The sequence below is a fragment of the Pseudomonas sp. CROZ-RG-20F-R04-15 genome, assembly GCF_022662375.1.
Classification (GTDB): Bacteria; Pseudomonadota; Gammaproteobacteria; order Pseudomonadales; family Pseudomonadaceae; genus Aquipseudomonas.
Map to the genome: position 1 here is coordinate 45471 of NZ_JAKNQL010000034.1, position 11386 is coordinate 56856.

Annotated in this window: 16 protein-coding genes and 1 pseudogene; 4 read left to right on the forward strand and 13 right to left on the reverse strand. The window is 56.0% G+C overall.

The window, feature by feature from the left end; translation table 11 throughout:
- The first annotated feature begins 31 nt into the window (after positions 1-31).
- Positions 32-316 carry a helix-turn-helix domain-containing protein gene (locus tag L8H52_RS28655; RefSeq protein WP_242209855.1) on the forward strand — a complete coding sequence of 95 codons (285 nt, stop codon included), beginning with the start codon at positions 32-34 and terminating at the stop codon, positions 314-316.
- A gap of 63 nt (positions 317-379) precedes the next feature.
- On the opposite strand, the gene L8H52_RS28660 is transcribed toward L8H52_RS28655, so the two are convergent.
- The 4 genes from L8H52_RS28660 to L8H52_RS28675 all read right to left on the reverse strand — a co-directional run bounded on the left by L8H52_RS28660 (position 380) and on the right by L8H52_RS28675 (position 3626).
- Entirely contained in the window at positions 380-1537 is a 1158-nt protein-coding gene (locus L8H52_RS28660) for an ATP-binding protein (RefSeq protein ID WP_242209854.1), read from the reverse strand.
- Between the two features lie 398 nt (positions 1538-1935).
- Positions 1936-3084 (reverse strand): integrase, encoded by a 1149-nt coding sequence (locus tag L8H52_RS28665; protein ID WP_242209853.1) that lies wholly within the window; start codon positions 3082-3084, stop codon positions 1936-1938.
- Positions 3081-3293: a hypothetical protein gene (locus L8H52_RS28670; protein WP_242209852.1), complete on the reverse strand. Its 213-nt coding sequence runs from the start codon at positions 3291-3293 to the stop codon at positions 3081-3083. Before L8H52_RS28670 ends, L8H52_RS28665 begins: the two co-directional genes overlap by 4 nt.
- 120 nt (positions 3294-3413) lie before the next feature.
- Positions 3414-3626: a hypothetical protein gene (locus tag L8H52_RS28675; protein WP_242209851.1), complete on the reverse strand. Its 213-nt coding sequence runs from the start codon at positions 3624-3626 to the stop codon at positions 3414-3416.
- 35 nt (positions 3627-3661) lie between these two features.
- Between L8H52_RS28675 and L8H52_RS28680 the strand changes: the two genes are divergently transcribed.
- A complete protein-coding gene (locus L8H52_RS28680; RefSeq protein ID WP_242209850.1) occupies positions 3662-3808 on the forward strand; it encodes a hypothetical protein in 147 nt (48 codons plus the stop codon).
- A 167-nt stretch (positions 3809-3975) separates the two neighbouring features.
- On the opposite strand, the gene L8H52_RS28685 is transcribed toward L8H52_RS28680, so the two are convergent.
- From L8H52_RS28685 to L8H52_RS28710, 6 genes are all read right to left on the reverse strand, one after another.
- Positions 3976-4809 carry a hypothetical protein gene (locus tag L8H52_RS28685; RefSeq protein WP_242209849.1) on the reverse strand — a complete coding sequence of 278 codons (834 nt, stop codon included), beginning with the start codon at positions 4807-4809 and terminating at the stop codon, positions 3976-3978.
- 23 nt (positions 4810-4832) lie between these two features.
- Entirely contained in the window at positions 4833-7526 is a 2694-nt protein-coding gene (locus L8H52_RS28690) for a toprim domain-containing protein (RefSeq protein ID WP_242209848.1), read from the reverse strand.
- Complete coding sequence (locus L8H52_RS28695) at positions 7523-7774, reverse strand: hypothetical protein (RefSeq protein ID WP_039756488.1); 252 nt, start codon at positions 7772-7774, stop codon at positions 7523-7525. The genes L8H52_RS28690 and L8H52_RS28695 overlap by 4 nt, the downstream gene beginning before the upstream one ends.
- 74 nt (positions 7775-7848) lie before the next feature.
- Positions 7849-8214, reverse strand: a complete 366-nt coding sequence (locus tag L8H52_RS28700; RefSeq protein WP_242209847.1) for a hypothetical protein — start codon at positions 8212-8214, stop codon at positions 7849-7851.
- Positions 8211-8684 carry a YmfL family putative regulatory protein gene (locus L8H52_RS28705; protein ID WP_242209846.1) on the reverse strand — a complete coding sequence of 158 codons (474 nt, stop codon included), beginning with the start codon at positions 8682-8684 and terminating at the stop codon, positions 8211-8213. The genes L8H52_RS28700 and L8H52_RS28705 overlap by 4 nt, the downstream gene beginning before the upstream one ends.
- Positions 8685-8713: 29 nt before the next feature.
- Positions 8714-8926, reverse strand: coding sequence for a DNA-binding protein (locus L8H52_RS28710; protein WP_242209845.1), 213 nt, complete (start codon positions 8924-8926; stop codon positions 8714-8716).
- Positions 8927-9004: 78 nt separating this feature from the next.
- Here L8H52_RS28710 and L8H52_RS28715 point away from each other — a divergent pair, with 78 nt between their 5' ends.
- Together L8H52_RS28715 and L8H52_RS28720 are read left to right on the forward strand one after the other, a co-directional pair.
- Positions 9005-9361, forward strand: coding sequence for a helix-turn-helix transcriptional regulator (locus L8H52_RS28715; RefSeq protein WP_242209844.1), 357 nt, complete (start codon positions 9005-9007; stop codon positions 9359-9361).
- Positions 9362-9463: 102 nt separating this feature from the next.
- Positions 9464-9649, forward strand: coding sequence for a hypothetical protein (locus tag L8H52_RS28720; RefSeq protein WP_121183161.1), 186 nt, complete (start codon positions 9464-9466; stop codon positions 9647-9649).
- Between the two features lie 55 nt (positions 9650-9704).
- Here L8H52_RS28720 and L8H52_RS28725 read toward each other — a convergent pair whose 3' ends face one another.
- From L8H52_RS28725 to L8H52_RS28735, 3 genes and pseudogenes are all read right to left on the reverse strand, one after another.
- On the reverse strand, positions 9705-9962 hold the full coding sequence (locus L8H52_RS28725; RefSeq protein WP_242209843.1) for an ogr/Delta-like zinc finger family protein: 258 nt from the start codon (positions 9960-9962) through the stop codon (positions 9705-9707).
- A gap of 75 nt (positions 9963-10037) precedes the next feature.
- A complete protein-coding gene (locus L8H52_RS28730) occupies positions 10038-10907 on the reverse strand; it encodes a phage portal protein (RefSeq protein ID WP_242209884.1) in 870 nt (289 codons plus the stop codon).
- Positions 10819-11386: pseudogene (locus tag L8H52_RS28735) on the reverse strand (terminase); the annotation flags it as partial. The gene L8H52_RS28730 and the pseudogene L8H52_RS28735, both read right to left, overlap by 89 nt.

Here is an 11386-nt window from a genome sequence, read left to right on the forward strand (position 1 = left end):
GCCTTCCTTAAGCAACTGAAAGGAATCATCGATGGTCGATGAACTGGAGGAATTCCAGAAGAACTTGCTGGAATCTGTACGTCAGATGAAAGCCGGAAAGGCCGCGCGCGTGACCCAAGTGCCGCTCTCTGCGGCAGCAGAAGCGCGTGCCAAAGTGGGCGTTTCTCAAAGTGCGTTTGCCAAACTGATCGGTGTGAGTCTGCGGACTTTGCAGGATTGGGAGCAGGGTCGCCGGCAGCCGACAGGTGCAGCGCAAACCCTGTTGCGTGTTGCAAGTCAGCATCCTGAAGCGTTGCGGGATCTGCATCCTGCTTAAGATCTGAAATAACAAAGCCCTTGCATCTCTACAGGGGCTTTTTTGTAATGTATGCCTTGCCGCCTAACTCCCTTCTATCAAAGCCCGCTCCTCCAGCCAGATCTCTTGAACAAACTGATCTGTAATCGCGTAAATCCCGTGCCCGCGTCGCATGACGATGTTCTCGGCAACCAGCGCAATCACCACCGGTTGAATCTCTTCGACCCGCACCTCTCGCCCGACGGACTTTGAATACTCAGCCGCTGCGTCAGTGGAGAAAATTCCGCGAGCATCGCCTTCTGTAGAGGCGATCTTGTTGAAAACGGCTTGAGCGAGGCTACCCAGTTGCTCGACTTTTTCCAACTCGATGCTCGCCGCTGCCGAGCGCAATGTGCTGGCAATTACCGGTAGGAACACATCGGGCTCGCCCTCTTGCTGTAAGAGTTGCCGTAGGGCCTTCAGCATTTCTTCAGGTCGATTTCCCAAAGTGTTGAACGCCTCGATAGCGGCTTCGAGGGACGGCAGTTTGTCCTTCTTCACTGTTATTGAGAGGCGGTTGAGCAGGAATTCAATGTAATCGCCTTTCAGCAATGGGTAGGCTGCTGACGTGGCGCCGGAAAAGGCGTGGTTGCGCTTGGCGGTCAGTTCGCTGACTTGCGCCCTGTGCGAACCGGTTCCGATGAAAAGAAAGTAGCCCGGCGCATTCGGACGAGGGTTGATTGCATCGCGGGCGGCTTTGAGTGCCAGAAGCAGCTGATTGCCGTCGTCTGAGGAAATGGCGTGCTGCACCTCGTCAATGATCAACACCAGATCCGTCTTGGCTTGATCTACGACTTCGGTGAGTGCTTGCGCCAGTGTTGGGCCGTCGACGTTGCCAATGATGTCTAGTTTGAAGCCGAACTTGAATCCAGCGGCGCCGATTTCAACATTGCTGACTCGCTTGAATGTTTCCAAGGCAGAGGAGCCCGGCGTTTGCAGATCTTTCAGGGTTTCCCGGATGGCGTTGTGCACGAGCGTTGCCGGGTTGGCCAGAGTGTCGCTCCATAAGTCGACGTAGATGACCAAGGCACCTGCTTCTTCCAAGGCCGGAATAAGGTCGTTCCTCAGAAACGTCGTTTTGCCTGTGCGGCGTAGACCAGACAGAAATAGGCCTGAGCGCAGACCTTCGTCGAGCACACCTGGATTGAGAAGCTGATTAGCCATCGACTCAGCCAGCTCAGGACGCTGAAAAATGCTGCTCATACGATTACACCTTTTTATGTGTACACCATAATTATTGCTATTTCATAATTTAGCATAAAGATGGAAATGTGAACCGCTGGCTCAAAGTCCGCGCTTTCGAAGTGTGTAAGAGGACGTGTGGCGAGTCTGGGGAAGTGTGCGGGGAGGGGAGGCGCTATTTACGTTGAAGGTGAATTTGCCAGACATATGAATGCCCCAGAAACAACAAAGGCCCGCATTTCTGCGAGCCTTCGTTTTGTATGGTGCCGGCACCAGGAGTCGAACCCGGGACCTACTGATTACAAGGAAGGTGCTTTCAACATAAGAATCAATGACTTACGAGATTCCTTGTTACGTGCAGACACGCCAAAACCCGCATGTTTCGCGGGCTTCGGTACGTTTGTTACGTGGGTGTTTGCTCAGTCAGCCGAAGGTGAAACCACCGGCACACTGTGATCGTAGACGTCCATCATCTTCGCGTCACGGTGGCCACTCGCTTCCTGTTTGTCTGCCCTGGTGCCGGTCGTGTCAGTGATGCCGCGCCGTTTCAGATCGTGCAGCGCGAAGCGATCTTCCGGATCGATGTTTCCGTCTGCGATCGCCAAAGTGATAAAGCGTTGCCAAGCGGTGTCGAGACTTGTTTTTCGAAGCGGGCCACCGTGGCTGGCCACGATGATAAAGCGCTTTGACGCCGCGATCGGGATAGGCGTTTTACGGCGTTCCCACACCTTGGCGCGCAAAGCCTTCGCGCCTTCCCAAACGGTGCGCAGTCGCGGCGTCCATCGGACGATGTTGTCCCGACTGCCCTTGCGCCGATTGGTCAGAATCCCTTCCTGCAGCTCGTTCGCATCCGTGAGCGTCACGACCTCGATGCCGCGTAGTCGGCAAAGGTAGGCCAACTCCATCACGCTGGCCAGGTATTCGGGACAACCGCCAGGCTCGTTACGTGCCAGACGTCCACGCGCCGTTGCGCGATCGATGAGTACGTCCATAACGTTCAACCGTGGCAACCGGCGTTGTTTACGTTCTATCGGCGCTTCGATGCCCTGGGCTGGGTTCACTTCAAGGAAACCCCGATTACGTCCCCACTGCAGAACGCGGCGCAGATAACGCAGTGCGTGCGCCGCCTTTGAGGGCGTGCCCTCGTCTGCGATCCGATCGACAATGCGTTGCACCAGGGCGGCGGTGAATTTCTTCACTGCGAGATCGCCCAGCGGCTTGCCCAATTTGGTGGGAATGTTCAGCAGTACATCGCGGGAGTAGCAGTAATCGTCGTGGGTTTTGGGAGCGAGTTTTTTGTATCGGTCGCTCAGGTGGAACTGTTCGCACACGTAGCGCAGCGTTCCTCGATCGACGTTGGACGCCTCGTCCATGATTTGATGGAGTTCTGCCAGCGACACGTCTGCGGGCGCCACGTTTTGGCGCCGCTGCTTTCCTGTCTCGTCCCGATGAAGGGTGTACCAGACACCGCTGTCGCGATGGTCGAAGTAAACGGCCGCCGGGAGGGCGGCCTGATCGACATGGGCAGGGATATGGGGATTGTGCTTACGCTTCCTAGCTCGCCTCATAATATGTCGGTGTCGTACCTTTCAGCGCTGGCCGACGTGACGCCGCCGGCGTGATTTATCAGGTCAAGCGTTGTCCACGGGCCGGTTCGGCCACGGAACAGGCGCACACCCTGGGCCATCAGCGAGCGCTCAACATCGGATCGACGCTGATAACCGGTGATGTGCTGCAGATCTTGAAAGGTCAAAACACCTGTTGTTGCTTGGCTCACGGTACAACCCTCGAACCTGTGTATTCCCGCGCCTGATGACAGACCAGTGTAGAGGCGGGTTCTGCTGAAAGCGTAGTAGAAACCACTGGGTTTGATTCTGGTGCTGCTTGCTCACGGCGTTTAAACATAACGGCGTTCCTTTGCTTTTCTGATTGCAGCCTTTTCGGCCATTACAGCGGCCCATTCCTCAGTCTTTCGATGCTGGCGAATACGGCTGCACTTTTGATGTTTACGGGTAGATCGGGCATTGCCGCAGATGTCGCAGATGCTCGGCAGATCCAATCGTTTACTGGCCATCGCTGGCCGCTCGCGAACTGTTTTGCCATCGCTCATATGCTGGCCCCCGGTGACGCGTTGCTGGCTAGTAGATGGGCCACAATGGCGGCTTCGGCCGCATCTATATCGCCCTGCTGCTTGGCGAAGGTAGCCAGGCACTCAAGGCGGATCCGCGCTTCGTCAGTCTTGGTTACCTGGTAGTCGAATATCGCGGTGCCGACTATCCGAATTGCCATTAGGTGCCGGGCTGATTGAGCGTCGTTACTGCCCTGTGTGTTAGCCTTCGAATCGCTGCTGCTCGGGTGCTGTGCTTGCATGGTTCTGCCTCGGTAGTGGTTGGTGTCGGGGAGGTGCAACTCCTCGACACCCCTTCAATTCATGGCGTATGCCGGACAAAAAGTTTGTTTCAGAACGGTATGTCGTTATTCATCAGGTAATCCGTGCTGTGTAGCCTGCTCAGTGCTGCAGAGCGTTGTCGTTCGGATAGGCCAACGAGGTCGCATAGCGCTTCGATTAATGCTGCGACCTGAGCGAAATTCTTTGCATATCGCCGATTCAAATCCTCGCGAAATTGCCTTTCATACTTGGCCATCTGTGCTGGCACCATTCCCTGTAGTGCGGTCAGGATCAGGTCTTCGTGATGCTGGAAAACCCTGGTAAACGCACCTGCACGATCAGCGTTCAATTCGATGAGCTGTGCCAACGATCGGAACTTCTTGTTCTGTTTGAATGGATGCAGAAACACCGTTTGCATTCTGCTTTTGACGGCGTCACTGCAGCGCAGAGGGTTGTCAGCAACGATCAATATTGCTCCCTTAAACTTGGTCAGTTCGCCTCCTCGGCTGTGGTCTAAAAACTCCGCGTTAGAGTCATAGAGCGGCTTCAACTCGTCCGGCCAGTCGCCAGTTGCTTCCTCATGTATAGGCACCAGTGCGGTGACCTTGTTGCCAGCATGGGTCATAAAGCGAGACCGGCCTGCTCTTGTTGCGTGATCAGGAGCGCATCCCCGGAAATGCTCGTCCCCGCTGAGTTTCCACAGGTAGTCGAGCAGCAGGCCTTTACCGCCACCTGGTTGGCCGGTTATTTGTAGAAACGGAAAGCTCCCTTGTTCTTTGCGGATGCGATCGGCGTGCAATGCGCCAAGCCACCAGGCCATGGTCACAACACCGTCGGGCCCGAAGACTTTGTAAAAGTCTCCAAAGCGAATGGCCGACTTCAGATTTACAGTCTCTACTTTCATTGGGTCACTCCTGAATTGCGGGTTTAGGCGCTCTGGAAAATCCAGCAGCGCACGGTTTTCGGTTTGTCTGCAGCGTCCAACTCCCAGGCAGAGCAAACGGTTCTGTTTGTCTCAACGAACTTCGGGCACTTGCTGGTTTTCAAGTGGCGTTTCAGCTCGGTCATGTCCGGGACTTTCTGGCGTTTTTCTGCGGCTTCTTTGGCGAAGTCGTTGAGGTTCACCGCAATCAAACTGTCATTGCGTGAGTGGTTGAGTCCGCCGGCAGCGCTGTTTAGGTATTCGTACAGTTCCCAAAACTCGACGACGACCGGGTGATCAGCGTTGATGGCCAGCTGGCGATCCTTGGCCATGTTCTGGATCTCCGCGTGTGTGGCTTCCAACTGATGCTTTTTCAGAGGAACGACATGCACCAGTGCGTCTACGAGCGCGTGCAGCTGGGCATGATTCTTTGCGATCCGGACGGTGCGAATTTCAGGCAGGGCCAGCAGCGCCTGTTCGTAGGTCGGAACCTTCGCGCGGATGGTCTCCATCACGGAGGACTCCGACGTGGTGGCCTTGAGCAGAAACCCGCTCACGCGGTCGACGGGCATACGCTCAAGTTTTTCAACCAACAGCTTGGTTTGCGGGGTCTGCCCGTCCTTCGTCATGGCGATGTGCACCAGGCGCTGCAGGATCGGTTCAGAGGCGTTCACCGCGTGGTTCTGACCGATGACCACGGCGCCACGGAAGGGCGGTTCGCGGGTGTCGTTACCGTTGTTTTTTACACCGGTTGAGCGAACGCTGCGGCCGTTGTAGGCGGTCTTCAGTTCGTCCCAGTCGTATTGGCGGGTTTGGCTTCCATCTGATTTTTCGCGCTCAGATTCAATCAACACCACCGGCAGATTCCCGACCTGGGCAAAGTTTCGTGCCCGAGCAACTGGGGTGCCTTTAGTGGGGTCAAAACCTTCGTAGTCGAGGCGTCCGCACAACTTCCATAGGAATTCGATCAGGGTGGATTTACCGGCGCCTGGCTCACCGATAATTTCCATGAAGGGGTAACTCTTTTGATGCTGCCGGATCTGCTCGGCGAACAATGAGCCGAACCAGAAGGCGAGGGCGACCAGCCCTTTGGCACCGAAGCATTGCCAAATGATGTCGAGCCATTCGGTGTCGAACTTCTCAAGGTCAGTGTTCAGGTTCAAGGTCACTGACTGGCTGAGCGTTTTAATGCTCAAGCGATCCATGTCGAAGAAGTCTTCTTCGTTCAGTTTGAAGATTTTACCGTCGCGTACCGCCACATCGCCGTACACGTATGCGCCGTGTTCGCGGGTGTAGCCCGTGAAGTCGATGGTTTGAACGGTCTTGAGAGCGTCGGTTTGTTCCTCAATGAACGCGTCCAATTGCTGCGTTGTACCGGTGAACATCCCACCGGGGGCAATGCCCAACAGACGCTTTTTGAACTCGGCCGATGAAGAGATCTGAGCGCTGGTGAAAGTGTTTTTAATCGGCGCAGCGTCGTGTGCAAACGTGATCCGGAAGTAATACCAGGACTCGTCTGTGAGCTTGTTTTCCTGGTAGTACAGGGCTTTCGGATTGCAGGTAGCGATGCGCTGCAGCGCGCCGCACTGCTGCATGGCTTTCGCCCGCATCTGTTTGTTGTTCAGTTGCTGATCGTCGTGATGCTCGCTGTCCTCCAGTTCTTGAATGGCCTTGTTGTACTTCTCCAGATCAAGCTTGAACCAATACAGGCGATTGCCGAACTCCAGATGAAATTCGCTTCTACGCTTCCAATCGAACATCACCAGGGCTTTTTCGGTAGCGTTCTCAGCGATCAGCAGCGCGCCGTGATGCCGAGCAATGGTGATGTCTTTTTCAATTTGGGCGTCGCGCTTCTCGCCTTCGTCCAGGAACTGCCAGCGCTGGTGTAAGTCGTTCCAATCGACCTTGCGTTTGTCCCGCTGAGGGATCTGCGCGGCCTCACAGGTAAAGCCCAATTCGCGGGCCATACGTACCCAACGTTTGGTGTAGGCGTGTGCACCTGGTTCGTTGTCCAACGCCCAAACCAGCTTCGGCAGATTGCCCGGGCGTGCTGTGACCAACGCCTGCAGCGAGTCAGCCGGGAAGGCGTTGGATGACATGGCGGACACGGCGGCAATGCCGTGGTGCACCAGGGCGGTGGCGTCAAAGATGCCTTCCACGATCCACACTTCTTTCGCTTCGAGCAGATCCACACAGGGCGGGCACCACCACACCCCCCGGTAGCTTTCACCCGGAGCGAAACGCGCTTTCATCTTTCCGAAGCGTGCCGGCTTGTCGATCAAGCGTTCCCAGTAGCCGCCTTTCTCCAACGCGAAACGCACTGTCGCGCTGCCTGCGTTGTGCTGAGAAGAGTAGTAGGTGTCTTGCGTGAACCAGCCAGCAATCAACTGGATGTCGAAGCCCCGGCCGAACTCCAGATAGGCGCGGGCTGTGGCCGTTGGTGCACTGTCCGTAGCGGGGGCTCGCTTGCTCCAGTCTTCGAAAAGATCATCGTAGATCTCCTTGACGTGCATGGTGTGGCCGCACTTTTCAGGGCGACCGCAGATAACCAGCCACGGCTTGTCGTGACGTGAATACAGCTCTTTCTTCCTGCACTTGGGGCATTCTCCACCGCGCATGTAGTCGGTGCCGGAACGGTGTTTTAGGCCGTAGTCATTTTCAAGGCGCTGCAGGACATCGGAGCGGAGATCGTCTCTCATGGTTTTTTCACTGTTTTGAGGCTTTGAGTCAGGGCGCCGGCGAGGGCGCCGATCAGATGTTTTCGAGCGGCCATCACCGGATCGTTCGTGAGGATCGACCCGTGGCGTAGCCCTTCGGGGATCAGGCGGTAATGGTCGGAATACCAAAGGTCATTGAGGCTGAGACGGTACTGCTCGCGCAGGTTGGCCAAGAGCGCTTCGGCCTGCACCGGTGGCAGCTTTGCGTTGATGTTCAGGGCGTTTTCCATCGTCAAACCTCAATTTCGGGCGCAGCTCACCCAAACCCACGGGAATGGGGGATCGGGGATTTAGTGGTTAGGTGTTACGGAGTGGTGACGCGGAAACGCCCGTTGTCCGGTGCGTTGAGGATGCGTTCATAAATCAGGCTGACGGGAATGGCCCAAACCTCACCGGTGCCTGTGTCAGTGATAACGGTGTGTGTCGGTGTGCTGGTAATTACATCCAGTCGCTGCCGATCGCTGACAACAGACAAATCGCTGTAGGCCAGGTGAACCATTTTTTCAGCTGTCGGAGTGAGTACGTCGAAGTCCGCGACCAAATGCTGCACAGCTCGTTTCATCAGTTGTTGATCGTCGCTCAGGTGTTCGCACCGGTGCCGTTCAAGAAACGCCGACGCTGCAGCTTTGAGCATTTCCTGATATTCCTGTACTGCAGGCAGATTGTTCATTGGGATTTCCCTGCGCGGTAAAGAGCTATTGCGGCAAGCACTTCGGCGTGCCGTGCAGCAACGTGGAGGTTGTGAGCGTCCAGAATCAGTTCGGCTTCTTCTTCGCTGATTGAACCGTCCTCCAGCGCCTTGGCGATCGCCTGGTCGACGCAACCGCGTTTTGCCGCTACCTGTAGCGATCGAGCGTATAGCTCGACGTTGTCTAGCGTTTCAGGATCAGCCACTGGAACGAACAACCCGCCGTACATTGAGGCGACGTAGTTGGGGAAGTGGTTAGTTCCGCAGTCTTGCTCCAGGATGAAAACCTGAGAGTCACTGAGAGGACTGCAGCCGGCGTTTTCGTAGGCATGGTTGTCGAACTTCTTGAGCTTCAGCCCCAAACGTGAAGCGGCGGCTTCGCGTCCGCCGGCATAGCTGCGGATGATCTCGCTCATGACTTCTTTGCGAGTGTCTAGGATCGGGCTTTTCATCTTCTACTTTTCCCTGTTGAGCGCTGGCACTACTGTTCAACCACACCTTTTTTAACGCCGAGCAGTACTGCGGCCCGGTGTGCCTCCCCACGGCGACATTTGCTTTGTCCACTCAGCACTGCGTAAACGGTACTGGGACTCAGGTTGTGTAAAAGTGCAAAGTCCTTCGCGGATTGTCCGCGCTTCTCCAATGCTTCCCGCGCTCTGTCGCGGGCTTGCTCGCTGATGCTTGTCTTCGGCATAGTGCAAATCCATGCAATTTCATGTGGTGTGAAATGCAGAATGATGCACTTTGATGCATTTGTAAATATTTGGGATGAATGATTTTGCATCTTTCTGAAGATATTGGTTCTCGCCTGCAGGAAGAACGCAAGCGCTGCGGTATGACTCAAGCCGAGCTTGCAGACGCGATTGGCGTAGTAAAAAGAACACAGGCCAATTACGAGGCAGGGACAAGCGATGCGCCTGCGCCCTACCTGAGCAAGGTCGCAGCGAAATTCGGTTTCGACATCCCTTACATCCTGTCCGGGACTCGAACAAACCTGGCTGAAAGTGCTTTGGACGATGTCGAGAACCGAATGATTGTTCAGTTTCGAAGCATCCCGGAAGATGACCAAAAGGCTATTCGCCGCATCCTCGAAGCCATGGCCGACGACGCCGCCCGGCACCGGTCTTAAATCGCAACAAAGCCTTTCATCCATTGGGATGACTCCGATTCCAATGCCGTTTGCAACGCCCCATAAAGCCATTTCAGCAATGCACTTTATGGAGTAGTAAGCATGTTGGATCGCAAGATGAACGATCGCACCGCGTTCGAGAAAACCGAGTTCGATACGTCTGGACTCACAAATATCGAGCGTCGTTTGATCGATCTCTATCGACGGTTGAGCCAGGTGGAGCAGCAGCAAGTCCGCCGAGTTGCCGAGATACTGGCTGTAAACCCAAAGGAGCCAGTAGAGGGCTGAATCTCATTCCTTGAGTGATCCCGATCGCCGACGCTTTCGCGTTGGCGGTTTGCCCTTACGCCACCGCCTGCGATCCCAATTGCTCGAAAAGCTCCCGCTGCTTCGTCCTGGGCATTTCGCGCAAGCGATCGATCAGCATCCGTTCGAACGTCTGCGACGACGGACTGAGCGTGTGCGAGAACGTCAGATTTGCCACCCATGTGTGCCCGCACTTTGCGTCTAGGCACTGGCAGTACAGCTTTACAAAGGCTCTGGTTACCTCTTCCCGCGAGGCAATCCGACCCTTGTGTCCGCAATTGCATACAACTCTCATTGTGTCCCTCCCCAGGGGCAGCTGATCGCCACCATTTTGCCACAATATGTAGTGGTATTCTCTCTGGTGTCCACGTCATGTAGTGGTATCCACTGCATCTGGCGTAGGTTTCCAGCTAAAGCGCCTGTCTTCGCGAAGCGTGTCATTTAGTTGGTTGAACAACTGGCAGATCGGCCTGATCTCGTTGCTGGTGTACACACGATCTATCTTTTCGATGTCCCCGAAACCACCGGTGTTTTCCGGAATGATGCCGGCTAGTGCAGGGTTCATACGCCAGGCGGCGATAACGTCGTTTCTGGTGATGTTCTTCACCTTCTCCAGTTCGTCTTTCGCCTGGAAGTCACCCACGGGGATGATCTGGATCGCGTTCTCTTTACCGTTGGGAATGTTGACGAACATCGAGCGGAAGTTGCCCACGCCCTTGCTGGCACTGATCTGTGCGCGCAGCTCGTCTTCGTCCTCTTCAGTCAGGTCAGGATCGTTGGTGTAGAAGATGTAGCCGGCGTGCGCGCCGTTGCTGTAGTACCGACGGCGGAAGAGGGTGGCCGCTTCATTGAGCAGCAGCGCCTGCAGGCCGCCCAAGTAGTCCGGTATCCCGTAGATGTTCTGTTCCACGTCGTAGTCCAGGACGTGGGAAATCTCGTGCTGTTCGAACTCCATTTCCTTGTTGTCGGGCAGCAGCATCACGAAACCGCCGTCGACCTTCACCCGCATGTTGATGGCGGGCAGGTGCTGCAGCTCCAGCACTTGGCCGAACGCGTTGGTGTCGTTGTAGAAATACGCTTCGCCAAACACCATGTAGTCCAGCCCGGCGCGGCCCATCGTTTCCGTACTGCAGCCCGCCGAGGGTATGAACTCACGCAGCAGCAGGTTGCGTTTGAACTTCGGAATGGCGCCGTGGTGCGCGTTGGCGCGCAGCAGCTTGGCCAGGCCAACCCGCGACACCGGCGGCTTGTAGATCTTGCCGTCGTCGCTGGGGAACACCCCCACGTACTCGCCAATATTGCCGGACAGCACCTGTTCCGGTTCCCCGAACGTAAATGAGCGCATCGGCTGCTGCGTTGGTTGGGCTACGTGTTGCTTTCTGCGTTTGCGGTTGGCCATGGCTGGTCTGGTTACTCGTGACGTAGCGGCTGCGACGCCGCTTGTTGGTGTTCAAAGGTTCGTTGGCCAGGGCGTGCATCACCGCCCAGGCAATGTCGGCGTGGCCGGTGGCGTCGGTGCGCGAGGCGCTATAGGTGATCTGGCCGCTGTTGGTGGCACCGCGCTTGATGGTCAGGAATGCCTGCGCGATGTCCGTCCAGCCGGCGTCCCACTCGATGCGACTGCCTTGGATCGTGTCTTGGGCTTTCAGCACCAGGGCGTTTTTCGCCTCAAGGCTGTAGTGAATCGGTGTCGCCTTGGCGTAGAAGTCGCGCACCAGA

Coding starts and splice junctions, on each gene's coding strand:
- L8H52_RS28655 (WP_242209855.1), top strand. CDS start 32: ATGGTCGATGAACTGGAGGAATTCCAGAAGAACTTGCTGGAATCTGTA.
- L8H52_RS28660 (WP_242209854.1), bottom strand. CDS start 1,537: ATGAGCAGCATTTTTCAGCGTCCTGAGCTGGCTGAGTCGATGGCTAAT.
- L8H52_RS28665 (WP_242209853.1), bottom strand. CDS start 3,084: ATGAGGCGAGCTAGGAAGCGTAAGCACAATCCCCATATCCCTGCCCAT.
- L8H52_RS28675 (WP_242209851.1), bottom strand. CDS start 3,626: ATGAGCGATGGCAAAACAGTTCGCGAGCGGCCAGCGATGGCCAGTAAA.
- L8H52_RS28680 (WP_242209850.1), top strand. CDS start 3,662: ATGGGCCACAATGGCGGCTTCGGCCGCATCTATATCGCCCTGCTGCTT.
- L8H52_RS28685 (WP_242209849.1), bottom strand. CDS start 4,809: ATGAAAGTAGAGACTGTAAATCTGAAGTCGGCCATTCGCTTTGGAGAC.
- L8H52_RS28690 (WP_242209848.1), bottom strand. CDS start 7,526: ATGAGAGACGATCTCCGCTCCGATGTCCTGCAGCGCCTTGAAAATGAC.
- L8H52_RS28695 (WP_039756488.1), bottom strand. CDS start 7,774: ATGGAAAACGCCCTGAACATCAACGCAAAGCTGCCACCGGTGCAGGCC.
- L8H52_RS28700 (WP_242209847.1), bottom strand. CDS start 8,214: ATGAACAATCTGCCTGCAGTACAGGAATATCAGGAAATGCTCAAAGCT.
- L8H52_RS28705 (WP_242209846.1), bottom strand. CDS start 8,684: ATGAAAAGCCCGATCCTAGACACTCGCAAAGAAGTCATGAGCGAGATC.
- L8H52_RS28710 (WP_242209845.1), bottom strand. CDS start 8,926: ATGCCGAAGACAAGCATCAGCGAGCAAGCCCGCGACAGAGCGCGGGAA.
- L8H52_RS28715 (WP_242209844.1), top strand. CDS start 9,005: ATGATTTTGCATCTTTCTGAAGATATTGGTTCTCGCCTGCAGGAAGAA.
- L8H52_RS28720 (WP_121183161.1), top strand. CDS start 9,464: ATGTTGGATCGCAAGATGAACGATCGCACCGCGTTCGAGAAAACCGAG.
- L8H52_RS28725 (WP_242209843.1), bottom strand. CDS start 9,962: ATGAGAGTTGTATGCAATTGCGGACACAAGGGTCGGATTGCCTCGCGG.